Annotated in this window: 24 protein-coding genes and 1 tRNA gene; 16 read left to right on the top strand and 9 right to left on the bottom strand. The window is 50.2% G+C overall.

Annotated elements, in window-relative coordinates; translation table 11 throughout:
• Positions 1–326: 326 nt before the first annotated feature.
• The 7 genes from KIS29_08610 (at position 327) to KIS29_08580 (ending at position 3,424) form a co-directional block, all read left to right on the top strand.
• Positions 327–806, top strand: a complete 480-nt coding sequence (locus KIS29_08610) for a hypothetical protein (GenBank protein MBX8640380.1) — start codon at positions 327–329, stop codon at positions 804–806.
• 245 nt (positions 807–1,051) lie between these two features.
• On the top strand, positions 1,052–1,696 hold the full coding sequence (gene rnhB / locus KIS29_08605) for a ribonuclease HII (protein ID MBX8640379.1): 645 nt from the start codon (positions 1,052–1,054) through the stop codon (positions 1,694–1,696).
• 4 nt (positions 1,697–1,700) lie between these two features.
• Complete coding sequence (locus KIS29_08600; GenBank protein MBX8640378.1) at positions 1,701–2,033, top strand: SCP2 sterol-binding domain-containing protein; 333 nt, start codon at positions 1,701–1,703, stop codon at positions 2,031–2,033.
• A gap of 95 nt (positions 2,034–2,128) precedes the next feature.
• Positions 2,129–2,216 (top strand) — tRNA-Met (locus KIS29_08595).
• A 70-nt stretch (positions 2,217–2,286) separates the two neighbouring features.
• Positions 2,287–2,508, top strand: coding sequence for a hypothetical protein (locus KIS29_08590; GenBank protein MBX8640377.1), 222 nt, complete (start codon positions 2,287–2,289; stop codon positions 2,506–2,508).
• A 126-nt stretch (positions 2,509–2,634) separates the two neighbouring features.
• Positions 2,635–3,126, top strand: coding sequence for a hypothetical protein (locus KIS29_08585; GenBank protein ID MBX8640376.1), 492 nt, complete (start codon positions 2,635–2,637; stop codon positions 3,124–3,126).
• Entirely contained in the window at positions 3,119–3,424 is a 306-nt protein-coding gene (locus KIS29_08580; GenBank protein ID MBX8640375.1) for a hypothetical protein, read from the top strand. The genes KIS29_08585 and KIS29_08580 overlap by 8 nt, the downstream gene beginning before the upstream one ends.
• Before the next feature lie 3 nt (positions 3,425–3,427).
• Here KIS29_08580 and KIS29_08575 read toward each other — a convergent pair whose 3' ends face one another.
• On the bottom strand, positions 3,428–4,411 hold the full coding sequence (locus KIS29_08575) for a PD-(D/E)XK nuclease family protein (GenBank protein ID MBX8640374.1): 984 nt from the start codon (positions 4,409–4,411) through the stop codon (positions 3,428–3,430).
• A 41-nt stretch (positions 4,412–4,452) separates the two neighbouring features.
• A complete protein-coding gene (locus KIS29_08570) occupies positions 4,453–5,241 on the bottom strand; it encodes a TPD domain-containing protein (protein ID MBX8640373.1) in 789 nt (262 codons plus the stop codon).
• A 128-nt stretch (positions 5,242–5,369) separates the two neighbouring features.
• Between KIS29_08570 and KIS29_08565 the strand changes: the two genes are divergently transcribed.
• The 4 genes from KIS29_08565 to KIS29_08550 all read left to right on the top strand — a co-directional run bounded on the left by KIS29_08565 (position 5,370) and on the right by KIS29_08550 (position 8,435).
• Positions 5,370–6,059, top strand: a complete 690-nt coding sequence (locus tag KIS29_08565) for a hypothetical protein (protein MBX8640372.1) — start codon at positions 5,370–5,372, stop codon at positions 6,057–6,059.
• A gap of 122 nt (positions 6,060–6,181) precedes the next feature.
• Positions 6,182–7,168 carry a hypothetical protein gene (locus KIS29_08560; protein ID MBX8640371.1) on the top strand — a complete coding sequence of 329 codons (987 nt, stop codon included), beginning with the start codon at positions 6,182–6,184 and terminating at the stop codon, positions 7,166–7,168.
• 59 nt (positions 7,169–7,227) lie between these two features.
• On the top strand, positions 7,228–7,860 hold the full coding sequence (locus tag KIS29_08555) for a DedA family protein (protein ID MBX8640370.1): 633 nt from the start codon (positions 7,228–7,230) through the stop codon (positions 7,858–7,860).
• Between the two features lie 89 nt (positions 7,861–7,949).
• A complete protein-coding gene (locus tag KIS29_08550) occupies positions 7,950–8,435 on the top strand; it encodes a flavin reductase family protein (protein MBX8640369.1) in 486 nt (161 codons plus the stop codon).
• Between the two features lie 3 nt (positions 8,436–8,438).
• Here the strand turns inward: KIS29_08550 and KIS29_08545 are convergent, their stop codons facing one another.
• Genes KIS29_08545 through KIS29_08535 form a run of 3 tightly spaced genes read right to left on the bottom strand, consistent with a single transcriptional unit; the run spans position 8,439 to position 11,657 of the window.
• Positions 8,439–10,208 (bottom strand): ribosome biogenesis/translation initiation ATPase RLI, encoded by a 1,770-nt coding sequence (locus tag KIS29_08545; protein ID MBX8640368.1) that lies wholly within the window; start codon positions 10,206–10,208, stop codon positions 8,439–8,441.
• A 34-nt stretch (positions 10,209–10,242) separates the two neighbouring features.
• Positions 10,243–11,220, bottom strand: a complete 978-nt coding sequence (locus KIS29_08540) for a hypothetical protein (GenBank protein MBX8640367.1) — start codon at positions 11,218–11,220, stop codon at positions 10,243–10,245.
• 11 nt (positions 11,221–11,231) lie between these two features.
• Positions 11,232–11,657: a metal-dependent transcriptional regulator gene (locus tag KIS29_08535; GenBank protein ID MBX8640366.1), complete on the bottom strand. Its 426-nt coding sequence runs from the start codon at positions 11,655–11,657 to the stop codon at positions 11,232–11,234.
• Positions 11,658–11,793: 136 nt separating this feature from the next.
• On the opposite strand from KIS29_08535, the gene metG reads away from it, so the two are divergent.
• The 3 genes from metG to KIS29_08520 are packed head-to-tail and all read left to right on the top strand — an operon-like array spanning position 11,794 to position 15,798.
• Positions 11,794–14,085, top strand: a complete 2,292-nt coding sequence (gene metG, locus KIS29_08530) for a methionine--tRNA ligase (GenBank protein ID MBX8640365.1) — start codon at positions 11,794–11,796, stop codon at positions 14,083–14,085.
• A gap of 23 nt (positions 14,086–14,108) precedes the next feature.
• Positions 14,109–14,744 (top strand): PHP domain-containing protein, encoded by a 636-nt coding sequence (locus KIS29_08525; GenBank protein ID MBX8640364.1) that lies wholly within the window; start codon positions 14,109–14,111, stop codon positions 14,742–14,744.
• A gap of 16 nt (positions 14,745–14,760) precedes the next feature.
• Positions 14,761–15,798, top strand: a complete 1,038-nt coding sequence (locus tag KIS29_08520; GenBank protein ID MBX8640363.1) for an mRNA surveillance protein pelota — start codon at positions 14,761–14,763, stop codon at positions 15,796–15,798.
• 41 nt (positions 15,799–15,839) lie between these two features.
• Here the strand turns inward: KIS29_08520 and KIS29_08515 are convergent, their stop codons facing one another.
• The 3 genes from KIS29_08515 to KIS29_08505 all read right to left on the bottom strand — a co-directional run bounded on the left by KIS29_08515 (position 15,840) and on the right by KIS29_08505 (position 20,527).
• Positions 15,840–16,598 carry a GNAT family N-acetyltransferase gene (locus KIS29_08515; GenBank protein ID MBX8640362.1) on the bottom strand — a complete coding sequence of 253 codons (759 nt, stop codon included), beginning with the start codon at positions 16,596–16,598 and terminating at the stop codon, positions 15,840–15,842.
• A complete protein-coding gene (gene hutU, locus KIS29_08510; protein MBX8640361.1) occupies positions 16,598–18,253 on the bottom strand; it encodes a urocanate hydratase in 1,656 nt (551 codons plus the stop codon). The genes KIS29_08515 and hutU overlap by 1 nt, the downstream gene beginning before the upstream one ends.
• A 219-nt stretch (positions 18,254–18,472) precedes the next feature.
• Positions 18,473–20,527, bottom strand: a complete 2,055-nt coding sequence (locus KIS29_08505) for a hypothetical protein (GenBank protein MBX8640360.1) — start codon at positions 20,525–20,527, stop codon at positions 18,473–18,475.
• A gap of 99 nt (positions 20,528–20,626) precedes the next feature.
• Here KIS29_08505 and KIS29_08500 point away from each other — a divergent pair, with 99 nt between their 5' ends.
• Positions 20,627–21,781 carry a VIT1/CCC1 family protein gene (locus KIS29_08500; protein ID MBX8640359.1) on the top strand — a complete coding sequence of 385 codons (1,155 nt, stop codon included), beginning with the start codon at positions 20,627–20,629 and terminating at the stop codon, positions 21,779–21,781.
• Between the two features lie 42 nt (positions 21,782–21,823).
• Here the strand turns inward: KIS29_08500 and KIS29_08495 are convergent, their stop codons facing one another.
• Entirely contained in the window at positions 21,824–22,993 is a 1,170-nt protein-coding gene (locus KIS29_08495; GenBank protein ID MBX8640358.1) for a glycosyltransferase, read from the bottom strand.
• 197 nt (positions 22,994–23,190) lie between these two features.
• Here KIS29_08495 and KIS29_08490 point away from each other — a divergent pair, with 197 nt between their 5' ends.
• Entirely contained in the window at positions 23,191–24,324 is a 1,134-nt protein-coding gene (locus KIS29_08490) for an amidohydrolase family protein (protein ID MBX8640357.1), read from the top strand.
• Positions 24,325–24,580 lie beyond the last annotated feature (256 nt).

Here is a 24,580-nt window from a genome sequence, read left to right as displayed (position 1 = left end):
AATGTCCATGCTGAAGAGGAGACTCCCGGCAAAGATAAGGAAGAAGCTGCCGGAGAGAAAGAAGACGGAAGAGTTCCTGAAGGCGGATGTGCACAATGTGAGGCAGTGCTGCTACCTCACATACACACATCCGGAAATGCTGAAAGGGACCGAACAGTAATTTTGTCCCAAAGCGCTGTTCATACCAATCTCAAAATAGTACGAACAGGGTATATGATCCTTGGAAAGTGGTGCTATGCATAGTATAGCAACTTATCCCTTCATATGTCGCGAGTGGCGATGGCTTCAATCTGGCATACAATCAGTATACGGGTTAGTGGTGTGATATGAAGATCTTACTGACTTTGATTATTGTTGCGGCGGTTGTGGCCGATGTCGCTTGGGGATATTTCTATTCTGCGGGTGCACCGAATTCATCGCATGCCCAACCAGCCTCCCTGACTCTTGTCAAAAAGGGTGCAGAGTTCACCTTTATGGGCTACAAAAGTTTCAGTTTCAACGCGCCGTACGGCAATTTCACTGTGATCGGCAATGGAAGCTGGATTGTCACCAACAGGGCAGCTGAATTCACCACCCCTGACGGTCTCGCCATGGAATGGGAGGCTCCTCCTTCACACCTGCCCGCACCTTCCTTTTACAATGTAACCGGATATCCATGGATATGGAAATACGCAGGTGTCATAAACTACACTGTTTTCACGTATTCTCAGGAACATTTTGAGATAATTTCATTTGTCTTCTATTCACCAGTGAGCACAACACTGAAATTTCTGCAACCTTTTGCCATAACATATCATAACTATTAGCACTACTTTCAGAGTTCGATTTTATTAATCGCCGAGCCCCTTCTTTATCAGAAATTCTGTCTCGTATTTTGCCCTTGTGCGGTGCCTGTTGAGGTTGAAGTGCCTATTCGGGACTCAGCCCCGAAGACGGACCAGAACCAATCGGTAAGCAAGACCCTCTCCCAATACTGCTGGCGACGGAACAGTCTTATAAGGATGGTGCTCATTGAAGGCCGGCCAGTCCATCTTGTTAATCAGGAGGCGTCTTGACGGTTCTGCAGGTCGGTGCCGATGAAGCAGGGAGAGGGCCCGTCATGGGACCCATGGTGCTGTGCGCTCTTGCGGCGGATGTTTCAGCACTCACTTCGCTCGGTGTGAAGGACTCAAAGCAACTCTCGGCCGAAAGACGTTCTTTCCTGTTCGAAGAGCTGAGGAAATTTGCAGAATGGAAGATATCAGTCGTCTGGCCAGATCAGATAGACGAAGCGGTCTGCAAATCATCTCTGAACGAACTGGAGCTTGTGCAGTTTGCGTCACTGCTCAGCCAGTTCAGTGCCGATCAGTTTTATGTGGATGCGCCGGATGTCGATGCAGGACGTTTCGCATTGCAGATATCACGGCTATGCGGCAAGAAGATAATGGCCGAGCACAGAGCAGACCAGAAATATCCGAGCGTTTCGGCAGCGTCCATAATGGCGAAGGTGACGCGTGACAGGCTGATTCAGGAGATAAGTTCGGAATTGGGGTGTGACATAGGAAGCGGTTACGCTTCTGACAGCCGTACCATCGATTTCATCCGGGCATACACGAATGCCAATGGCGACCTCCCGCCGTACTGCAGGAAGAGCTGGGCAACATCCAAAAGGATAATATCAGGCATCAGAATTAAAAGACTCGACGAATTCAGGTGAGGAAATGATTGAAGAGCTGATCAACGGGGCCATCGATAAATTCAATGCGAGGGTGGCGAAGGATGACACACTCCAGAAAGAGCTCGATGGCATGACAAGAACGGTACAGGTAGAGCTTAAGGACGGGAGAAGTTTCTGTTTCAGTCTCAGGAACAACAGAATGGGTGACTTCCACGAGGGGAGACTGGACAACCCTGACATCAAGATTGTGTCTGATGAGGGAACACTCTCGGGTCTCCTTAGCGGAACGATAAGGCCGATGAAGGCATGGGCTACAAAGAAAGTTCAGTTCAAGGCGTCGCTTGAAGATCTCATGAGGATCAGGAAATTCTTCTGATTTCGTTCCGTAAATTCCGTTTTCTGAGGAGGGCTTGGATCGCAGAATTGCAGAAGCAAGGTTTATTATGATGCCGCCATTCAGTCATACTGCAAAGCGGGGTGGGGTAGCCAGGACATCCCGTCGGGCTCATAATTCCTATGGGATACCCGAAGAACGATCGTTCAAATCGATCCCCCGCTATCGGCCGCGGAGGCCGAAGTGATTTTTTTCTGGCAACGGTTTTATACAGAATGGGATTTGGTGATGTCGCATGGAAAAAACCAACCTGTGCCGCAAATGCATAAACTGGGATCACAGACCTGAGGGAAACCCGGGGGAACTTATGGGTTATTGTATAGCAAAAAAGAAGAATGTAGGGCCTCATTACGAGTGCGATTTATTCCAGCCCAGAACGCCGGAAGCCACGGCCCTCATGAACAGCAGGATTTACGGCGCATACGAAGAAAACTCGGGAGACGAATTCGACTTCTGAAGGTTCAATAGATTGAATAGGACGTTTGTTTTTACATAACTGGATGCTACACTTTCAGCGCCGCATAAAGTCGCAGCCCGTCGCGAGGATAGGTGTATTTGAAGAAGCCGGGGGAAAAGTGGAGGCATGAACAAAAACATCAGGAATGCACTCATTATACTCGCAGTTGTGGCACTCGTTTCGCTCAACGTTTATACGGCAGTCTCCACCACCGGCAAGACCGGCAGTCCATACCCTGGATATCCGTCGATTCTGCTTGCCTACTACGAAGGCAACATCACGATTCTGATACATGGAGCCCTCGGCCCGTATCTCTACAGAACCATCCAGGTCTCTGCCAGATATATCGGGGCGAACGGAACAGCCATGACCTTTTCTGAAATTGAAGGCAATACATACTATCTTGGCATGCAGCTGCATACTGTCAATATGAGCCTGAACTCCGCTGCGCTGGACTCTTCTCAGAACAGGGAGTATTTTTTCAATGCAACTGTCACCGTCAATGCGTCCGCTTCCGGCAGTTCCCTGGTCGGCGTTGTACCGAAGGGAGGCGTTCATGTCATAATACTGGGCCAGACGCCTTACGTTGCTTCAATGGAGGGAAGGAAAATTGCCTAAGCTGTCGTTCACAACAGTTGTCTGGCTTGCGGTCATATCCCTGCTTGTAATATTCGAGATGCTTCAGTTCACGGGACTCATCAGGGTGTCCTCCATTGCTGCCAATTTCTACCTTTTCGTTTTTTCTCTGGTGACCATAGCCATACTTGCCGTCATCGGTGCAATTTTCATCGGCATAACGATAGCCCACAGGCTCCTCAGTCCCGGCAAGTTTACACCTTTCGAGATTGAGATGCTGTCGATGAAGGAGCAGATAGCCGAAATACAGAAGTCGCTGGAGGAAATGTCAAAAAAGTGAAATTCAGGCCAGCCGTTCGTCGCATACCGCCCTTCTCGAACAGCTGAGGCACTTTCCGGGTCTGTTGTGATTTCTGTGAGCCTCCCCTTTTTCCACAGCAATTCTCATCTCCCCAACCTTCTTCATCAGCAGCTTTTCGACCTCGTCGTCGAAGTCGACTGCGAAGCTTTTGGTCCCGTAGTAGATTAGACCGTAATCCGGTCTCCTTACGAAGTTGTCTTCAACGAGCCTGCAGTAAGCGGATACCTGCATTATGTGGGAGAAAAGCGGTCCTGCGGGCCTTCTGCCGGATTTGAATTCCACAGGCATTATTTCACCTTCGCTCTCTATGATGAAATCGGGGCGCCCGGAAATCGTACCGTCCCCTGATACCAGGACAGGATGTCTGTCATCCCCTATGTAAATTATCCTTCCGCTTACGTTGATTTTTTTCTCGATGTTCTCCGCCTTCCTTTCGGCCCAGAGATCGAGATAGAGGAAGCTTGATGCCCCTATGAGCCACAACAGGGACGCGCTTTCCAGAACCATTGCTAGGAACGTGTTCACCTGCAGGATTGTTACTGAGAGTATGGACAGAACCATCGAAAGGGCTGCCAGAAACAAAACGATTCTCTCTGTCTGTCTCTTCCTGTCATGCGTGTCGTTTCTGCTAATGTAAAGTATTGTTACCGCCATGATGATCCAGATGATGGAAAGAAGGAGCAGAACGCGGGAAAGTTCGTACTTCAGATCGAACCGCACCACCGACAGCCCCGCGATAGCCAGAACAGTGGAAATTACTGCATAATACATGATCATCCGGCTGTATACTGTGCTTTCCTTCTGATTCGACGATATATCCGTCAGCCTGTCGTTCAGCAATTTATGTGCCCTGCTCCCCGATGCAGTCTGGGCAGATTCACTTTTCTCATCCCGGCTCAGCCACCAGCTCAGCGGACAGTAGCTGAATTTCTCTATATCGCCGGCCGAAAAGGTAATACCCGCCATGTAGCATGCAGTCCCGCTGCCGAGGATAAAAATTATTGCACTTAGCTCTCACCGGCTGTCATTTGCTTTTCATCCAGGCATTTCTCCAGCCTGTCGAGCATCTTTGTATCTCCCACAAGTATTTCCCCATCGGACTTTATATCGTCAAGGAAGCCGAACCAGTAAAGAACGAATCCCTTCCCGAACAGGGAAACATACTGGTGAAACTGTCTCCTGTTGTTTTTCCTCACCTCAATGTCGTCCCCGAAGGAAGCCTTGGAATCTATCCACTTGATCTGGTATCCGTCGCAGTTTATGGGTTCATCCAGCAAAAAGTCAGGGGTCTTGGGAAACTTCCCCCTCAGATCCTTTTCTGTCCTGAAGGTTATGCTGTGTTCAGCAAGCCATTTTTCCAGTTTCTCCTCGCCTTTTATTCCCCGCTGCTTCTGAACTTCAGCACCCTCAGGCGAATAGAGTATGTCCGCCTTCCTTATGGCGTGCATCTCGGCCCGGAGTCGCTTGTCTTCGACCGTTTCAGGGTTCCTGACCATTTTCCAGAATTTCTTCCTGCCGACACCGTTCTGCGACATCAGGATGAGACCCAGAAGGATTGGAGGAAAATTCAGCCGCCTTGCAATTCTTACCATCGGTTCCCCGGTTTTCCACCGTTTCAGTAGCGTCGGGGCCATTTCGACAATCTGGTAATAGTCTTTCGTAGCATACCTGACAGTCTTCTGAGTGTAGATCACGAGCATCAGCTCTTCCGGCAGACGAAATTTCTCTGCCGCCAAACTTATGTCCTCAGGTCTTCTCAGGGAATAGTAAATTTCCGAGTACAAATCTCTCTTCACTTGTGCACCTTCATAAATCAGTCGCTGCCCTGTCCGTCTTCCCCATACAGCACAACTAGATAGTAATAAATATCGATTCTCTAATCGGTCAACAGTCAGTTCTTTTGCGGCTGACGGAAGGAACCGGTTTGACCCAGATCAACTTTTTCACGTCGGAGGAAACGCCCCCGTGGCTGCCGCCTGCTGCCCGTGATGCAAGAAATCATGCCTTCTGGGCACAGATAGTGGCACTGATTGAAATACCCGCAGCTGTCGTGCTTTCGATCGTCTCGTTCTATTATTATTTCAAATTTTCCGCCCCCGGATATGTAATAGTCAATCCTGGCGCGGCTTCCTATTCTACGACCTATCTATGGTCTGCGGTATACCTGATAGCAGTGGTGTTCGTGTGCATCCTCGAAGTTGCATTTATAAAGCTGCATGTCACAGCCTACATAGACACTGGTCACTTTTCCTCCGCAGAGGAGCGCGCCATAATCTGGGGGATACTTTCCATACTATTCGGGGTCCTTCCGGGCGTTTTCCTGATTGCTTCTGCAATCAAGCTGAGATCAACCGGTGTCCAGATGCCCCAGAGTGCAATGGAGACGGCGGAGACCGCGCCACAGGAGACGAAGCAGCCCGGCCGTGCTTCTGAACGCCCGGCCGTGCAGAAGACAAGGGCACAGGAGCCGCAGTCCGGATCGCAGCCTTATGCAATTCCGCCTGCAACCGCGGCTCCGAAACACCATGCCGACATGGTCAAATGCAAGAAGTGCGGTGCCTCCTTCCCTGCATTCATGCACTCCTGTCCGAACTGCAACGAGCCGAAGAGTTGAGAATGTACAGACGGATGTGCCGGAAACTGTTCCGGAACGGGCACCCATATGTATCGGGTAGTTGTGGCGATTTCGCACCAAGGGTGGGGGATGAAATTTTAAAGCATTGAGAATATGACCCTGTGCCTAACCTGAATGAGGTCGATGCTGTCATGAAGTTTGCAAATGTTTCGTTTATCGGTTCGTCGGTGGAATTGATGTCCTCGGTTGCATCAGGGATAGCCAGGAAGGGAACTGAGAGCGACCTCCTTATCTACGACAAGAGGGAAGGGGATCTGGCTGTAAGCATAGTGATACCGCAGACTTATCCCGAAAAGATTCAACCTCTGCTGCAGTCGCTGTACATGTCCGATGCTTCCGTGATTTTTGCGGACACGGTAGACGCCAGGCTGGGCGAGGAAATCGTTGCGCTCGGCAATTTCGGGTTAAGTGGGCTGATAGTGGCCGATGAGCAGACAGGCGAGCGTGTCAGGTTACTGATGGGTTCCAGGGTGCAGGGATGGTCTGTTGTGAGCGGCGGGGATGCCGGAAAAAGAATTTGGGAATTTCTGCTCAATCTCGAGACGCAGCGCAAAGCGGACGCGGAACACTGGAGGATCGACGTTGACCATTCATTTGAAGTCAAAGGAGTCGGGACGGTTGCGCTAGGCCTGGTGAAATACGGCACAGTCAGGATTCATGACAAGCTCATTGCCATGCCTGGCGGCAGGGAGGGCTCGGTGAGATCTATCCAGATATTTGACGTAGACCACAAGGAGGCTGCCGCTGGAAGCAGGGTGGGAATTGCTATCAAGGGACTGTCGCCTTCACAGCTCCCGCGGGGCACGGTGCTGACGGACAACATGCGTTTTGAATCCGCCAGGTCGCTGAGTATATCGTTCGCCAGGGAACCGTACTACCGTGAGGAACTCGCACCCGGGAAGATCATTCATGTAAATACAGGTCTGCAGTGCAATCAGGCAAGGATAATAGAGGCTGGCGAAAGACTCGAGGTGGAGACAGACCAGGAGCTGGCCTTCGAGAACGAGAACGCAGTGATCTTCAATGCGAAACCACCCGGTTCTCTCAGGATAGCGGGCCGCGGAACGGTTTCGAAGCTGATAGGATAGGCTGTTCCGGTATGATGAAATGAACCATGAGTACCTGGCGTATTGTAGGTGGGTGTAAAATGGCGGTTCTTTCGTTCCTTTTCAATGTAAGCCTCGACGTGCTGCTTTCCCTAGGTTACGCGGGCATTTTCTATCTTATGACGCTCGACAGCATGATGATCCCGGCCGCTAGCGAAGCAGTACTGATTCTTGCCGGCGTCCTGAGCTATATGGACAGGTTCAACCTCCTGACCGTTATAGTGGTGGCGACGGTCGCATCGCTCGTCGGCTCCACCGTAAGCTGGCTGATTGGAAAATACGGGGGAAGAAAGGCGGTGGAGAAGTACGGCCATTACCTTCTGATAAGACGGGAAGACATCGAGAGGGGTGATGCATTCTTCAGACGGCACGGCGATCTTGCTGTGTTCGCTGGAAGGATTATTCCGCTCGTGCGTACCTATATTTCGCTGCCTGCGGGGATAGCCCTCATGGAATACAGGCGCTTCTTACTCTTCACATTTGCCGGAACCGTAATTTTTGTTACAGCCCTTGCCGCAGCCGGATACGAAATAGGCAGAAATCTCGGAACAGTCTATACTATACTCGGTTATCTCAATGATACTGCAGCAGCAGTCGTGCTTGCAGCCGGCGTCCTTCTTGTCTTGTACCTGCTCAGGGCAGTGCGGCGCGCCAGGTTCAAATCCGGGGACTGAATTGGCAGGCGACCACCTCCTGCGCAGGTTTATAAGTCAAATTGAATTTGACATTTTGAATGCCAGCAGATGAACGGGCCTTCCGGCGAATGATCTCAAGCTTTCCCACCGGTGTTGCTGTCATCGCCGCAAGCGACGGTGAATCCAGAGCGGGGATGACCGCGAATGCGCTCCTGTCTCTCTCGCTCAAGCCTCCATCCGTCGTTATCTCCCTTCAAAACGAGGCCGAGACAACAAGACTCGTTGAGAAGGTGGGGAGGGCAGGAATCTCATTTCTTGCACATGACCAGAAGCACGTTTCAGAGATATTTTCAAGGAGAAACAGCCAGGAACTCAAATTCTCTTCTGTCAGGACACACAGCGGGCGTTTCGGCCAGCCTCTTGTAGACGGCTGTCTCGGAGCAATCGAAATTGCAGTTGAACGGATCGTTGAGGCGTCAGATCACAGGCTGGTACTCGGCAACGTACTGGAAATAGAGAATTTGAATGAAAAACCTCCTCTCATCTACTTTGCAAGCGGTTATGCAGCATACTCCGAGGACGGCAGGTTCAGGCTGCCCTCGTTCAGGCACTGACGATCATGCTTCATAGTAATAATTGTTCGAGTTCTTCTGCTCCCTGTCCAGCCTGGAATCCAGTTTGTTGATCCTCGGTCTGCCCGTGTTTCCATCCCTCCTGAACGTAATTCCCACCGTTCTAAGGAAGGTGTTCATCCCGTTTCTCATGTCAGTAGGGGAATGGCCAACACCACGCTCCCCCGACTCCCCCTCAAATACCATCAGCCTGTCGGCGACGAGATCCATGAAGTAAACATCGTGTTCGACAACGAATGCTGACTTCTTGCTGTTCTCTATTACCCTCCTGATCACCTTGGAGGCATTCATCCTCTGGGCGGAATCGAGATATGCGGACGGTTCGTCTATAAGGTAGAGCTCGGCTTCCCGCAGCAAGGTCAGCGATATTGCCACACGCTGCAATTCCCCGCCCGAAAGACTGCTTACCGTTTTGTCCATAAGATAGCGAAGCTCCATCGGCTCTATAACCTCTGCAACGTAGAACTGCTGCCCCGATCTCTCCTCAGCCTGCGAATGGATCAGTTCAGCCACAGTGGCGTCCGAGTCCCCGCTTATGTACTGCGGCTTGTAGCTGACAGAAACATTCCTTGCCACTGAACCTGCATCAGGCTTTTCAACGCCGGCAAGCATCTTCACGAAGGTCGTCTTGCCTGTTCCGTTCGGTCCTAGAATTCCCACAACCTCTCCTTTCCTCACATCGCCGCTTTCCACCTCCAGGCTGAAGGAATCGTATCGCCTGGAGAGATTTGTGAACGAAAGTATTTCCACAGGGCTGCTCCCTCTCTCCGGCTGCCTCTTCTGGAAATCGAGGGCATAATTCCTGAACCTCATATTGTCCTCCTTTATCTTTCCGTCCAGGTATGAGTTGATGGCATTTCTCGCACCGAGCTCATGCGAAACGATACCGTAGGCACCGTATGTTCCGTAATAAATGTAAACATTGTCCGAAATGAAATCGAAAATTGCAAGGTCATGTTCCACTACCACGATCCTTCTGCCTTTGCTCTCCCTTCTGATCAGTGCTGCAAGCCTCAGCCTTTCCCTTACGTCAAGATAGGAAGAGGGCTCATCGAAAAGGTACACTTCCGCATCCTTCAGAAACGTAGCAGCAACGGCCACCTTCTGGAGCTCTCCGCCAGAAAGATCCGACAGTTTCCTTTCCAGCGCATTTTGAATCTGAAGTTCGGAAACCATCTCCCTCATCATTCCTCTTTCATCAACCCTCTTCAGCAGATCCCTGACGACTCCATTGAATGCTCTGGGTATGCTGTCGACATACTGTGGCTTGGTGGCAACCCTCAGCCTGCCGCTGTACAGATGCTCGAAATACTCCTTCAGCCCGGTTCCTCTGTAAAAGTCTGTCACCTCTGATTTCGCTGCCTCGGATCCGTATTTCCCGAGATTCGGCACAATTGTTCCGGAAAGTATGGAAAGTGAGGTTGTCTTTCCGATGCCGTTTGAGCCAAGAATGCCTATGACCTTTCCGGCCTGTGGCAGCGGCAGTCCGTACAGCCTGAATGAATTCATTCCGTACTGGTGAACAAGGCGGTTGCCAAGTTCGTCCGGGAGACCCTCTATTCTCAGCGCATCGAACGGGCACTTGTTTACGCATATGCCGCAGCCTATGCAGAGATCTTCGTAAATGACAGGTTTCGCATTCTCCCCCATCTCGATGCAGTTCGTGCCTGCCCTGACAACCGGGCAGAAGTAGATGCATTCCTGGTTGCATCTTTTCGACTGGCATCGATCCTCAAGGAGTACCGCCACTCTCATTGGTTACCGGAAACGGCTAACATGCACCTGCACATTAAGTTGTCTCCGCGATCCCCTCGCGCTTTACAACCAAACCGAGTTCTCTTGCCTTTCTGACAGATAGAATGAATGAGATTATGCCTATTATTCCGACGCTGAAGAGGACGAGGAAGAAGCCGATGCCAAGATTGTGCAGGTTGTGGACCTTTATACCCGTGGTGAATCCGATGTCCATGAGCGAGGGATAGAAGAGTATTGCGAAACCGGAAAGTATGAATGCTATGCCTCCGTACAGCAATACGTTCATAGATATTCTGCTGGTTACAAACGAAATTCCAATCTCTGTCAGTCTGCCCACCCTTCTTGTGAGTGAGACAAAAAATGCGCCGAACATCAGCTGCATCGCCATTGTTCCAAGGCCAAACAGAAGTCCGGGCAAAAATCCGAACCATGGGCTTGGCATGGAAGGTGCTATGACGAGGTAAAGAATAAGAGCAAAGGCGCCGAAACCGAAACCGGCAATCAGCCCATGGATAAATGCCAGCTTGGCAGGTATCGGCTCGCTGTTGAGTATGCCGTCCCTGCTGCTGAGCGGATTCGAGGTGTGCTCCATCTCACCTTTCTGGTCTGCGCTTCCGCTTTCATGTATCCTCAGCAGCGATTCCAGTTTCCTTTCTATTATGTGTACATGGAAATACCCCTTCCTGCGGGCAAAATAGACGCCTGCCGCAGCCATTGCGATTCCGACAAAAATATATGTAATGCCGAAAGACACCGCTGTAAGGAAAATTCCCGCAAGCGCAAAGTAGGCCACCTCCGACATTACTGCCCTCTGAATGGTGAAGCCGGATGCAAATATCATGCCGGCCCTTGCCCCCTCCTTCGACCCGCGCTGGTTAACGGAATACGAGAATGTGATCGGCCAGGTATGTTCGTCAGGCGTAATTCCATGAACTAGGCCGAGCAAGAATGAAATGATGAGAGCCGATGCCAGATCTACATTGCTCGGGTTCCATAAATTTATCACGACCATGTCAAAAAGCCTCACTGCACTCCTGACTTAATCGGATAGCCATGCGGGCAGGAAGGCGGATTTCCGATGGTCTTCAGAATTGCGAGCGTTGTTTTCCTGTCAAGGAAGTAATCAAAGAACTCTATATCCCTGCAGGCTTTGTCGGCTGATATTCCGCCCTGAACCAAAAGCGTTTCAAGCGCCCTGTGACTGAGTTTGATTCGTTCATATTCATCCAGGCCATTTTTAGTCAGAAATATCATACCTGCCTTCGTCTTGACCATTCCTTTCACGGAAAGCCTGTTGACTATTTCAAGAGCAGACGGAGGCTTGATGTTCATCGCCTTCGCGATCTCGCACAGTCTAACCGGAAACGAATTATCCGAAATTTCCATTACCTTGATCAGGCAGTCTCTCTCCTTTTTGGTCACATTGCCTCTGATTTCTCTCTTTGCCATTATGCCTCTCCTTTATTAGTATATACCTAATTATGTTAGTAGATGTATATGAATGTTAGCACACATTTAATTCAATTGCACCTTATTCCCCGTCTCCTGCCGCACCACAGTTTTACCGGTTGCACCTGCCGGTGTCTTGGATAGAGTTAATAAGTGGTTCGATCTAACCCTTTTAAGTCTGCCGTCTGAAGGCGAATATTGCACGATTGGCAGGATTCAGGCATGGTGGTCGGTCACAGTGAGAATACAGGTCAACGTTGCATGGCCATACGCAAATGGTGCTCTGCATGTGGGTCATGTGGCAGGCTCTCTGCTGGGCCCTGACATTTTCTCAAGATTCCAGAGGATGAACGGGCATGATGTTATCATGGTATCGGGAAGCGATCAGCATGGTACAGCCGTTTCCATCAGTGCGGACAAGGAGGGCGTGAAGCCCGACTCACTCGCTGAGAAGTATCACAGAGTAAACAAGGATTCCATAGAGTGGCTTGGAATTCAGTTCGACATTTTCACGAAGACACACTCAGAAAACCATTTTGAAGTAGCACAGTCGTTCTTCCTCGATCTCTACAACAAAGGCTATCTCTATCCAAGAACAACCGAGCAGTACTACTGCTCAACCGACAGGCGATTCCTGGCGGACACATTTGTTGTCGGCACCTGCCCGAAGTGCGGCAACCTGGAGGCGAAGGGGAATCAGTGTGAAGTATGCAAGACAATATTCGAACCAGGCGACCTCATTTCACCGCGATGCACCATCTGCATGAATCCGACCATAATGAGGGAGTCAGCACAGCTTTTTTTCGCGCTTTCTAAATTCTCCGACCAGCTCCGTTCTTACCTTTCAGGCAAGAAGGGATGGAGGCAGAATGTCCTGGACTTCTCTCTTAACTGGATTAATTCGGGACTGGAGGACAGATCTGCAACGAGAGATCTGGACTGGGGAATACCCGTGCCCCTTCCGGGATTTGAGGGAAAAGTCATTTATGTATGGATGGAAGCGGTAATCGGTTACCTTTCTGCTTCGATAGAACTGTCCAGGCTCTCAGGAGGGAAGATGGACTGGAGGCTCTTCTGGGAGGATCCGGACACTGTCCACTACTATTTCATGGGCAAGGACAACATACCTTTCCACACGATCATATGGCCTGCAATGCTGCTTGCAAAGGGCAACCTGGTCCTGCCATCGTTTGTGGTGGCAAACGAATATCTCACCCCGGGGGATTCCGGGCTCAAGTTTTCAAAAAGCAGGGGCGGAGCCCCGGAAATAAGGGAGCTGGCAAGGAAATTGTCTCCTGAACATCTCCGGTATTATCTGACAACTGTTATGCCGGAGACAAGGGACAGTGCATTCAGTTTGGATGATCTTGTTGCGAAGGTAAACAACGAGCTCGTTGCCACTCTCGGCAACTACTATCACCGTGTCCTGTCCTTTTCGTATAAAAATTTCCGGCGTGTGAACAGGACCGGCGTCTCGACCCCGGATGCAACCCTGATGGAAGAAGCTGAGAAAACAGCATCTGATGTTTCATCGCTTATAGGCAGCTGCGATTTCAAGAAGGCTCTCAAATCAATCATGGATCTCGCCCAGAAGGGGAATCAGTTTTTTGATCATTGCGCTCCATGGTTCTCCGTGAAGGCCGACAGGGCTAAATGCGAATCTGATCTTTTCAGCAACCTTGAACTTGTCAGGCGGATAGCAATAATATCATACCCCTTTCTTCCATTTTCGTCCGGCAAGATACTCGGATACCTAGGCCTGTCCCCCGCCGAGGAAATCAAATGGAACAGAATTGATTCGACACCCGTGTCATTCAGTCTTTACGATCCAGCGCCCGTATTCAGGAAGATAGACATAAGGGAGTTGGCGGATGAAGGGCAGCAGGAAGACGGAAGCTCAAAGGTTGCCGTCCCGCTTGACATTCGCATAGGTTTGATAACATCCGTAAGGAAGCATCCTTCCGCAGACAAACTGTATCTGCTCGAAGTTGATATTGGAGAGAAGAGGCAGATCATAGCGGGTCTCAGGGAACATTACAGCGAGAATGAACTGATCGGCAGAAAGGTCATTGTACTCGCAAATCTCGCAACGGCCAGGCTGCGTGGCTATGAATCGCAGGGAATGGTGCTTGCAGCGGAGAACGGAAATGCTGTCAGACTGCTCAAACCGTATGCAGACCTTCCATTGGGCCGCGTTTCAGACGACGCGGCCGCGGAGCGCACAATCTCGATTGATGAGTTCAGGTCGCTGGATCTGAGGATAGCCTGCAAGCATGGCGACGAATTTTCCATCGGGCCCGGCTGCTCCGAAGACGCGATTGAGGTTGCCGCGATGATAATGTCCGGCAGAGTCATCCCGCTCGGTGGCGGAAGCAGGCTTATTACCGTTGACGGCGATAAAATAGGCGTGGGTTCAAGAATAAAATGAAAATAGATTGTCATATTCATTCAATGTACAGCCCCGACTCCACTTCGGATGTGGGACACATTGTTTCGGCTGCCATCCGTTCAGGCATGGACGCAATTGCCGTCACGGATCACAATACTGCAAAGGGCGCCATTTCCGCTATGAAACTGGCGGACCAAAGGATGGCCGTTATTCCGGGTTATGAACTTTCGACTCAGGAAGGGCATCTCCTCTGCCTGGGCATCAAAGAGGATATCCCCCGGGGGACGCCCATTGCGGTGGCTATCGAAAGGGTGACCGCACTCGGCGGCGTAACAATACCTTCCCACCCCTTCAGGCTCGGGACAGGCGTCGGAACATCCGTTCTCGAGAGGCTTCACCCCCCGTGCATAGAAACAGTAAACGGCAGAAACCACAAATCAATAAATGCGGCGGCTGCTAACTTTGCTGAAGAACATGGAATGGGCGGGACGGGAGGCAGCGATGCCCATACGCCGGACGAGGTGGGCAGAGCATATACTGAGATCGATGGCGGCGTACTGCCGGTTGCCGATATTCTTCAGGCGCTGTCGGCAGGACGATGCACCGCCCGGGGGCATGGCCAATCCGTGCCAGGCTCTTTCAAAACGCAGCTGAAGATATTCCGCGAATATCTGGGCAGGAAGGGAAAACACATTTGAATCGGCAGGTATTAAGATGCGAATCCTGAACCAGAATCCGCAGACAGGGGAAATCAAGGTTCTTGTCACGAACGGCGATGATCTGTGGCATCTCTACAACATTGTCAGACCCGGGGACAGGGTAAAGGGGAAGACCTTCAGGAGGGAAGAGGCGAGGGATGATGCTGTCAGGGCGCAGAAGGAAACCAGGATAAGGGTGTTTCTGACAATCGTGGTGGAAAGGACGGAATTCATGGATTTTCAGAACATCCTACGAATCACGGGAAAGATAGTCGAGGCGGAGTTCGGGACCGGCTCATATCACACATTCAACATCGGTGAAGGCAGCGATGTGATAATCGAAAAGGATACCTGGAAAAAGCATGATCTCGAACGCCTGAGAGAGGCTGTGGAGAACAGGGGAAGTTCGCGTTTCATATGCGTTGCGATAGAGCATGGGGAAGCTGTGGTAGCGCTCGTAAAGAGTTTTGGAGTTGAGGAAATTGCAACAATTCAGGGACGAAAATCGAAGGAGGAGTCAGCAAAAAAGGAAAAGGATGATTTCTATGCCGAAATCATATCGCAGGTGAAAGCCATGCCGAGGCTTCCGGTGCTGATCGTCGGCCCTGGATTCATAAAGGAGGATTTTTTGCGCGAGGCAAGGGAGAAGGAACCATCGATATTTTCGGAAGGGCAGACGATACAGACAGGGCAGGGCGGAATGGCAGGCATAAGGGAGGCACTTTCGAAGCCGCAGAATTCAAAACTCCTTCAGGAAGCAAGGATGTCTGCTGAAACAAAAACGATGGAGGAGATAAAGGAGCTCATATCATCGAACGGCCCGGTCACATACGGAATTGAGGAGGTCAGGAGAGCGCTGGAAGCAGGCGCGGTGAAAAGAATTGCAGTGACTGACAGGATGATAAGGGAGGGGACTGCGGAACCGCTTTTGAAACTTGCTGAAGAGAAGGCAGGCGAGGTTACAGTTTTAACCTCCGGTTGGGATGCAGGAAAGCAGCTTGACGCGCTGGGCGGTGTTGCCGCCATCCTCAGATACAGAATGCCGGCTGCATAGCCGGCTCACCGTGCCGGGCAGGACAGGTGAATACTGAACACTCACCGCTCCCGGTGGTACTCGAAAATGCCCACGCTTTCTGTCCAGAGTGTTTTCCTTAGCCCGAAATTTTCCAGCGATTCGTCCCGGGCAGCAAGCAGCACGTATCCCCGCGGAATCGAATTGAACGCATCTTTGTCTGCGTGCAGCGGCGTCAGCGACTTTTCATGCGTGTTCATCAGAAACGTGTTGCCATGCCTGTCTCTGACATAGCGCAGACCGAATTTTTTCAGCGTGGAGGATATGGTGCCGTCCGGAACAAAGGCGAACCATGCGGTGGGCAGCAGCCCGTCGAAATTTTTCAGGTAATCCATTTCTGCAGTTTGAACAGCGGCTTCCTTCAACCCGGGTTCAGCCGCCTCACTCTCCTGCCGCCACACTGAAACGGTGCATCTGCATTTGAACCCTTCCTGTACGGAGAGCTGCACCGACGGTTTATTGGTACTGCTGATCATCAGCCTGAAAACCTCCGAACCGGGAATGGATGTCATCTTCCTTGAAAGCGCTCTTCCCACTCCTGTTCTTCTCAGACTGCCTGCAACCCTCAGGCCGCTGAGCCAGATTGTTCCGTCGGGCATTCTTTCATAATGTGCCATGCCGGCCACCGATCCCGATCTGACGGCAACAAAGACCTCTCTGTTTTCAATCCACTTTTCTATGACATCGGGTACATAGTCCTCCGGATCGTCGGCCTCGAGCATTTTCCTGATGGAATGCGTGTCGGCTGGAACCGCCTCCCTTACCTCTGTATGAGCTGGCATCACTGCCCTCCGGTATATCTGAACTTCACCCCACGGTTTATGATGTCCTTCGAATTCTGGTATCCTGCATCTGCATGCCTGATAAGCCCGAGGCCGGGATCTGCATTGAGGACCCTGGATATCCTTCTCCCCTGTTCCTCGGTCCCGTCGGCAACGACGACAAGGCCCGCATGTATGGAGTTGCCGATTCCCGTCCCGCCGCCATGGTGCACTGATACCCAAGTTGCCCCCGAAATGGCATTAAGCAGGGCGTTCAGTATCGGCCAGTCGGCAATTGCATCGCTTCCGTCCATCATCTTTTCAGTCTCCCTGAATGGCGAAGCAACCGATCCGGTGTCGTGATGATCTCTCCCTATCGCAACAGGGGCTGAAACAGTTCCGTCACGCACAAGGCTGTTTATCAGCAGTCCCATCTTCTCCCTGTCTCCGTATTTCATGTAACATATCCTTGCAGGCAGACCCTGGAAATGGATTCTCTCGCCGGCGAGTCTGATCCATGTTGCAAGATGCTCATCCTCGAATTCACTCAATATCGCGCTGTCAATGGCCTTTATGTCCTTTTCGTCCCCGGAAAGCGCAACCCACCTAAACGGCCCGGAACCTACTGCGAAGAGATCCCTTATGTATGCAGGCACATATCCCGCAATCTCAAACGCATTCTGGAGTCCGCCTTCCATTGCCCTCGTCCTTATGTTGTTGCCGTAATCGAATACAATTGCGCCGTTCTTCTTGAACCAGAGCATGGCGTCGGTCTCAACAACTATGCTTGTGTACACGGCACGCTTGTATTCCTCATAATTCTCTTTCCTGAGAATATCTGCATCGCCTATGGACATGCCGGAAGGAATGTATCCCTGCTCCAAGTCATGGGCAGCTGTCTGATCTGTCACGATATCAGGAACGATTTTCCTTTTCATGAGATCAGAATAAACTTCCGATGCATTTCCCAGTAATCCGATTGAAAGAGGTCTTCCGTCGGTCAGAGCAAGGTTCTTGAGTCTGAGTGCCTCATCCAGATCGTCTGTCCAGCAGTCTAGATATCTGTCATTGAGCCGCCTGTAAATTTTTGACTTGTCTATTTCAACAATGATTCCGACGCCCTCATTCATCGTGATTGCGAGAGCCTGGGCGCCGCCCATTTCGCCCAGACCCGAGGACAGGATCCATTTCCCCTTCAGAGAATTAGAATTGAATTCCTTTCTGCCGAGTGCATGCAGCGTTTCGTAAGTGCCCTGCAATACCCCCTGTGTACCTATGTATATCCAGGAACCGGCTGTCATCTGCCCGTACATCGTCAGCCCCTTCGATTCGAGATCCCAGAAGATTTCATCCGTTGCAAATCTTGGAACGATCATCGCGTTGGAGATAAGCACTCTGGGCAAATCCGGCCCTGTTCTGAAAATGCCAGCCGGCTTGCCGGATTGTATGAGAAGCGTTTCATCATTATCCATTGTCTTCAGCGATTCGACAATCCTGTCAAAACTCTCCCAGTTTCTTGCCGCTTTTCCCCTTCCCCCGTATACAATCAGGTTGTCGGGGTCTTTAGCAACATCCGGATCAAGGTTGTTCATCAGCAGCCGGAGAGCTGCTTCCTGACCCCATCCCCTGCAATTCAGGGCGGAACCACGGGGTGCCCTTATTATTCTTTGAGCCATGACGGCATTGAATAAATTGTTCAGGTTTTTAAAGCTCTCGCAGAAAAATTCGCTGCCTGCTGCCTTAACCGCATCGTGATGGTGAAGCCAAACATACATATGCTGCTCCGGGAGAAACGCACCGATGTTCTTCTCCGGCTCCGGCGTTTTCCGACTGCTTCCGATGTACGTTCATCCCCGATCCGTCCGGTCATTTTCATCAGGCGTTCTAAGACAGAGTCAGAGTTTTACCCTTTTGAACCTGATTTTATCATCCCTTGCTATTTTGATCTCTGTCTTCCTTGTGACAGCAATGAAGAGTCCGGTTGCAGAAAGAAGTGCAAGTGTCAGCGATGTGGCCACCCATTCCAGATAAACGTAGGACGAATAATAATCAAATCCGCGGAAACTGTTGTGTGACGAGTCGATGCTCTTTGCAAGCAATTCCGCTGAAAACGATCCTGTAAGGCCCACATATGTGTTGGAAAATGAATTGAAGCTCGAATTCTGAAATACTATTCCTGTTTCGGCATTGTACCCTTCGGAATCGATAGTCAGATTCTCAAAACGGTTGTGCCACGAATTGTATGCATACAATCCGCTTGTGGAGGCTCCATCGACGCTCATGTAGGTGGATGCCAACAGGTTTCCTGTAGAATTCTGCATTAGCACTGCCTGCTGCCCGACGATGTACAGTGTGATAGCCTGTATCGTATTGTTTTCCGAATTGACAATCCAGAGTCCTGTATCTCCTGAAGTCCCTTCTGACAGGACTGAGGAGTTGGTGAAGCTGTCGTTTGCGGAGTTGTAAAAAGTGACAGCAGTGGAAACAAACTGTCCAGAGAAAACGGCATGAAGGTCGCGGACACTGGTGAAATTGCTGTAGACAACAGAAAGGCCGTCAATGAACCCACCGGAGGAATCGGGACCTGTCTGCATCAACACTGAGTCAAGTGTAACCGACTTCGAGCCTGCTACTGTGATTCCATAAAACTCAAGGAAATTGAATTCGTACGGGATGAGTATGTCATAAATCCCAACAACCGAGACATTGTGACTATCCACGATCTGTAACGATGAAATCACGTATTGTTCATAGGTCGCTTCAATGTAGGCGCCGTAAATACCGATAAGTCTCATTCCGAACAGTGTCCGGTGGAAATAATTGTCCTGTGTGCTGATATGACTGCTATCAGTTATCAGCAGACCGTATGTCCCCCCGTAAAATTCTGAATAGGCCACCTTGATGCTGTTGTCAAGAGCGAGAGACAGACCCTCCTCGCTCTGATTGGTTTTCAAGTTCGAAAAGTTGAGATATGCTGAGCCTGTTATCGATACTGCTATCTCGTTTCCGCTTACAATGTCGTTTTCTATGGACAGGGAGCTTGAGTTGAAGATATACATGCCATACCTGTCGAATCCCGGTTCAGAGGAATTCTGGCCGCTGAATGTAAAAGTCGAATTGAAAAATTGAAAACTCTTTACATTGCCGGCAATCATCCCGTAGGCAGCGTTCTCGTCAAAGGAACTTATGGAATTGCCGAGGAATGTGAACCGGAATGCCGTGTAAACGGAAATTATGCCGCCGAAATCGGAGGTGGAATCCAGAGTTGTCCCATTGACTGAAAAGGTCGTCCCCTCCACTGTCATTGTTCCGATGTCTTTTGCCTGCACGAGTGTACCGTTACCCGAAAACCAGGAACCGCTGATCTCCGTATAAGGTGAGGACAACGTATTCAGCAATTCTCCGTTTGAAAGAAATGCCGAACTGTTGACAGATAAAAAAGTGTCGTTTAGACTGATTACCGGAATGAATGAAACAACGGCGGCCCCTTCAATAACCTCGCTGTTGACGATCGATATCACAGATCCATGACCTGTGAGGAGGAAATAGGAGTAATTGCCAATCCGCTCATTAATCCTGAGTATGGAATTTTTAATCAGAAGTCTGGAGTCATTCACAAAGACGGTTATGGGTCTGCTGTAAGTGGAATTGAAATATAATGTCTCATTTGAAATGGAGAACGAGCCGTTGCTGTATGAAATATCGGACGATATAAAACGTGGTTTGGAACCGGACGGAGCAACAGTAAGCGTGCGATGCCTGTGGAGGAGGCCGGTGTCCCATCCGCCCGTCAAATGGCGCATAGGTTTGTAAAAAATTTCAGGGGGTTGATTGAGAACACTGCTGACTGAATGCCTGTTTGAGCTTTCAACATGGTATGCCTGATATGAAGCCACAACCAGAAAGCAGACAAGAATTGCCAGAAGGCCGCGTTGAGAGATGTAATTCAAAATAATACTTCCGCCGTTCCGCCCATGATATAGGGGCTTTCGGCTCATAACACTTTTGAGATCTGGTGGCGGCCTGCCACAAAAAACTTTATAATTAGAATGATAGAAGGAAGCAAAAGTGAGCGAATGACTTCCGTCTCCAGTAAAGTGGTCAAAAAAGCCAGATGGTTCTACAAAGGGGAGTTGAAGGATGCGGAGGTCTATTCACGTCTTGGGAACAGTGAGAGGGACAGGGAGAAGGGAATACTTCTTTCCAAATTGGGCGCTATGGAAAAATCGCATGCCGATTTCTGGAATTATTTCCTTCGCAAGCACGGCGAGTCCCGTGCAGATTACCGTTATCCACGCTACAAGTCTGCCTTTATACTTGTACTGCGAAGGCTCATCGGACTCCCCCTCGTTATCAGGCTCTTCGAGAGAGGGGAAGAATCTGTAATCGTGGAATATACAAATTTCCTGAACGTGGAATCCCTGGATGCTGAAGACAGGGAGAAGCTCCATTCAATTATCACCGATGAAGTTCTGCATGAGGAATATTTCGCATCACAGCTCAGCGGCGTTTCGAGCCGCCTGGAGTCCATCAGGGATGTTTTCTACGGCATGAGCGACGGCCTGGTGGAGGTTCTGGCGGCTGTTGCAGGACTTGTGCCCATTGTGCACACGCCGATTCTAGTGGCCGCAGGTGGTCTGGTCGTGGGCATTTCCGGGACACTCTCGATGGCAATAGGCGCTTACATGTCCACAAAGGCGCACATTGAGATCGGCAGGAGGCAGGCTGACAGAGTCGCCAGGGAAATTGAGTTCGTCAGCCATGAAGAGAAGGTCGGGCGCCTCAAATCGATGCTCGATGAAATGGGACTGCAGGGGGATTATACCGAGCAGGCCGCACGCTCCATGGCCCAGAATCAGGACGCCGCCACCGAGTTTTTTGTAAGGAACAAGCTCGGGAGATCCCGTGATACAGACGAAAATCCGAGGAGGGCTGGACTCCAGACTGGCTTATTCTACCTGATAGGATCCGCGTTTCCGATATTGCCTTTTGCCTTCGTCGGCGGAATCACGGGCCTCGTACTCTCCGTTATTGCAGTCGCAGCTGCACAGACTACTGCCGCTACAATCATTGCGCTGTCTTCCGACACATCCGTACTGAAGAAGGTCCTGGAAACTGTGGGTCTGACGCTTGGCGCGGCATCAGCTACCTATTTGCTCGGAAGCATCATGTTTGCGCTGCTCCATCTTCCGGCAGTACCCTGAGCAGCTGTTTTCTTTCAGCGTTTTTTCAGCAACGGCTGCGGCTTACTCCTCCATTGTGATTGGATAGTGCCTCTTTTTCCAAACCACGTCTGCACCCCTCAGGGCCTTTGAAAAAGCAGCCAACACCATGGCGAGGTACATTCCCATTGAAACCGGAAAGAGCAGCGAAAACCATTTTGGGCTGCCTGTGCCAACCTGGAAAACAAACATTCTCAGGACAATGAAAATCAGTGAAATCGCTGATATTGATGCCAGAAGAGCTTCTCCGGCAAATGCAAAATAGAGGGCGAGGACCACCGGAAGATAAAAGGTTGCCACGATGTAAAGCGCGTTCAGGAGGTACAGGTGGAAACGGCGGCCGACCTCACCCTGTATGTCACGGACTATTCCTTCCCACAGTTCAGCAAAATTCCTGTACATTCTAGTACTGAGATACTGGCTCGCCCAGTAAAAACGCACCCGGAAGCCACTCGCTCTGAACATTTTTGCCAGATTGACATCTTCAACAATCTTTCCTCTAATTCGCTCGTGCGTGCCAGATTTTTCATATGCCTCTCTTCTGGCCATGAGGAATTGTCCGTTAGCCATCGCCCATTTTCCCCTGTCACGGTTCATAAGCGGCGGCATGTACAGGAGCATGATGAACTGCGCAAAAAGAGGCAGCATCAGCTTTTCCCAGAATCCGTTCATTACCATTTTTGGTCCGAGTGACAGCAGATCTATCTTTTCCTGCTTCATTGTACAGACACATTTTGTCACCATATCAGGCTCAAGAACCATGTCGCCATCGACAAACAGCAGTATTTCTCCATCTGACGCCCTGTATCCGAGATATGCACCCCAATTTTTTCCGGTCCAGCCTTTTGGCCTTTCGCTTTCCCTAAGCGCTTTGATCCTGCCTGCGTACTTGCATATTGCATCCCATGTTCCATCCTCCGAGTTACCGTCAACGACTATTATTTCTTTGTCTCGGTAGCTCTGAGCAAGAGCCGATTCGATGCATTTCCCTATATCCTCCCGTTCGTTTCTGCACGGTATTATCATGCTGACCTTGGGACCACCGGCGGAAGCCGGTGGAAAACATTCTGCAGAAACATGCCTGTCAATGTTGTCCATATTGATCGCGAGGATGTACACAATTCCCAGGGAAATGAATGAATAAACAGTGAAAATTGAGAGGATAATCAGCCATATCATGGAAAGCAGTGACACACCGCAACAAAATTTTACACTCTATTTATTGTTAACCGTTGCCAGGACGACTTACACAGCGGTTCCACAAGACTTGAACACAGGTGCATTCACCCTTGAAAGTGCATGCATTGTGATAGTGTAATGCGCTGTTAAAATCACTATTGTTTCAAGCAGCCTGGGAAAATGCTTTTTAGTTTGTATTCATGTAACGGACCATGAACTGTATAAAAGCCTCGGTATTTTATGACGGGACAGCCAGGTCAGCCAAATCCAATGTTTTTATCGCGTTCGAAGGCGATAGGCTTGTTTCCGTCGGCAGCGAGAAACCGGACTGCGAAGTAGTTGCCGAGGGAGTCGTAACTCCTGGTTTCATTGATGGCCACAGCCACATAGGTCTTGCCAGAAGCGGTGAGCCCTCAAACGAGGAGGAGGGGAATGAGCACATGGATTCTGTACTACCGCTGGTCAATGCAATAGATTCAGTCTATATGGACGATTCTGCATTTCAGGAGAGTATTGAGCATGGGGTCCTTTATTCCCACATAATGCCGGGAAGCGGCAACATCATTGGTGGAAAGACAGTTCTGATTCGTAATTTTGCCAAAGACATAGAAGATGCATTCATTTCCCAGCCAGGAACAAAGGCAGCTCTGGGATATAATCCAAGATCGACTACAGAATGGAAAGGAACTCGTCCGACGACCAGGATGGGAGCGATTTCAATATTGAAAGGTGAGTTGATCAAGGCAAGGAAAGCCTCCAATCTACTCAGGAGGAAGAAGAAGTCGAAGGATGAAATTGAACCGCATGTCGAAGCACTGATGGACATACTCGACGGCAGGCAGACACTCATGGTGCACGTGCACAAAGAGGATGACATAGTCAATCTTATCGGTCTTGTGAAGGAATTTGGTTTCAGCGCCGTGATAAACCATGCGGGAGACGTGCATTCAGGTGAACTGTGGACCAAGGTAAGGAAGGCCAAACTGAATGTAATCTACGGTCCGGTGGATGCTTTTTCCTACAAGGTCGAACTGAAGCATGAAAAATGGCAGAACGTGAAATACCTGACGGAGTCGGGACTAAAATACTGTCTTATGACGGATCATCCGGTTGTTCTTCAGAGAAATCTTTTTCTTCAGCTGAGGTTTTTCCTCCGGTATGGTCTTTCAAAAGAGGAGGCCATTTCACTGATAACCGGAAATGCTGCCGAAATACTTAAATGCCCGGATATCGGCACCCTGAAGAAAGGCAACAAGGCTTCAATGGTTATATGGAACAAGGATCCTTTCTCACTGGATTCATGGCCTGTCATGGTCATTGGTGAGGGCAAAGTTCTGGTGGAATGAAATTCGCAATCTGCTTCAATTCTGCGTAACCGGGCAGCCGGATCAGGAATTGCATCCAGAACATGAGATTTGTAGGTGATGCGGGGCAGGAAAGGCATATTTTTGATGCTGACCGCCCCGGTTGCGGGAACTGGAAGATTCGCTTTTCTCCATGGAAGGCACAATTCTGCCGGGATTTCAATCCGGCGACCAATCCGGCGGTATATCCTTGATCATATGAACATGTGGCTCTGTCCTGCTCCTACGGACACAGTTG

Source organism: Candidatus Sysuiplasma jiujiangense (genome assembly GCA_019721075.1).
In the GTDB taxonomy this organism is placed as follows: domain Archaea; phylum Thermoplasmatota; class Thermoplasmata; order Sysuiplasmatales; family Sysuiplasmataceae; genus Sysuiplasma; species Sysuiplasma jiujiangense.
Note: the sequence above shows the minus strand (reverse complement) of the source record. Positions and strands in the feature narration are given on the sequence as shown.

Excerpts from the sequence above, each read along its gene's own strand:
- KIS29_08610 (MBX8640380.1), top strand. The coding sequence starts at position 327 with ATGAAGATCTTACTGACTTTGATTATTGTTGCGGCGGTTGTGGCCGAT.
- KIS29_08600 (MBX8640378.1), top strand. The coding sequence starts at position 1,701 with ATGATTGAAGAGCTGATCAACGGGGCCATCGATAAATTCAATGCGAGG.
- KIS29_08590 (MBX8640377.1), top strand. The coding sequence starts at position 2,287 with ATGGAAAAAACCAACCTGTGCCGCAAATGCATAAACTGGGATCACAGA.
- KIS29_08585 (MBX8640376.1), top strand. The coding sequence starts at position 2,635 with ATGAACAAAAACATCAGGAATGCACTCATTATACTCGCAGTTGTGGCA.
- KIS29_08575 (MBX8640374.1), bottom strand. The coding sequence starts at position 4,411 with ATGGCGGGTATTACCTTTTCGGCCGGCGATATAGAGAAATTCAGCTAC.
- KIS29_08555 (MBX8640370.1), top strand. The coding sequence starts at position 7,228 with ATGGCGGTTCTTTCGTTCCTTTTCAATGTAAGCCTCGACGTGCTGCTT.
- KIS29_08550 (MBX8640369.1), top strand. The coding sequence starts at position 7,950 with ATGATCTCAAGCTTTCCCACCGGTGTTGCTGTCATCGCCGCAAGCGAC.
- KIS29_08545 (MBX8640368.1), bottom strand. The coding sequence starts at position 10,208 with ATGAGAGTGGCGGTACTCCTTGAGGATCGATGCCAGTCGAAAAGATGC.
- KIS29_08540 (MBX8640367.1), bottom strand. The coding sequence starts at position 11,220 with ATGGTCGTGATAAATTTATGGAACCCGAGCAATGTAGATCTGGCATCG.
- KIS29_08535 (MBX8640366.1), bottom strand. The coding sequence starts at position 11,657 with ATGGCAAAGAGAGAAATCAGAGGCAATGTGACCAAAAAGGAGAGAGAC.
- KIS29_08525 (MBX8640364.1), top strand. The coding sequence starts at position 14,109 with ATGTACAGCCCCGACTCCACTTCGGATGTGGGACACATTGTTTCGGCT.
- KIS29_08520 (MBX8640363.1), top strand. The coding sequence starts at position 14,761 with ATGCGAATCCTGAACCAGAATCCGCAGACAGGGGAAATCAAGGTTCTT.
- KIS29_08515 (MBX8640362.1), bottom strand. The coding sequence starts at position 16,598 with ATGCCAGCTCATACAGAGGTAAGGGAGGCGGTTCCAGCCGACACGCAT.
- hutU (MBX8640361.1), bottom strand. The coding sequence starts at position 18,253 with ATGGCTCAAAGAATAATAAGGGCACCCCGTGGTTCCGCCCTGAATTGC.
- KIS29_08500 (MBX8640359.1), top strand. The coding sequence starts at position 20,627 with ATGATAGAAGGAAGCAAAAGTGAGCGAATGACTTCCGTCTCCAGTAAA.
- KIS29_08490 (MBX8640357.1), top strand. The coding sequence starts at position 23,191 with ATGAACTGTATAAAAGCCTCGGTATTTTATGACGGGACAGCCAGGTCA.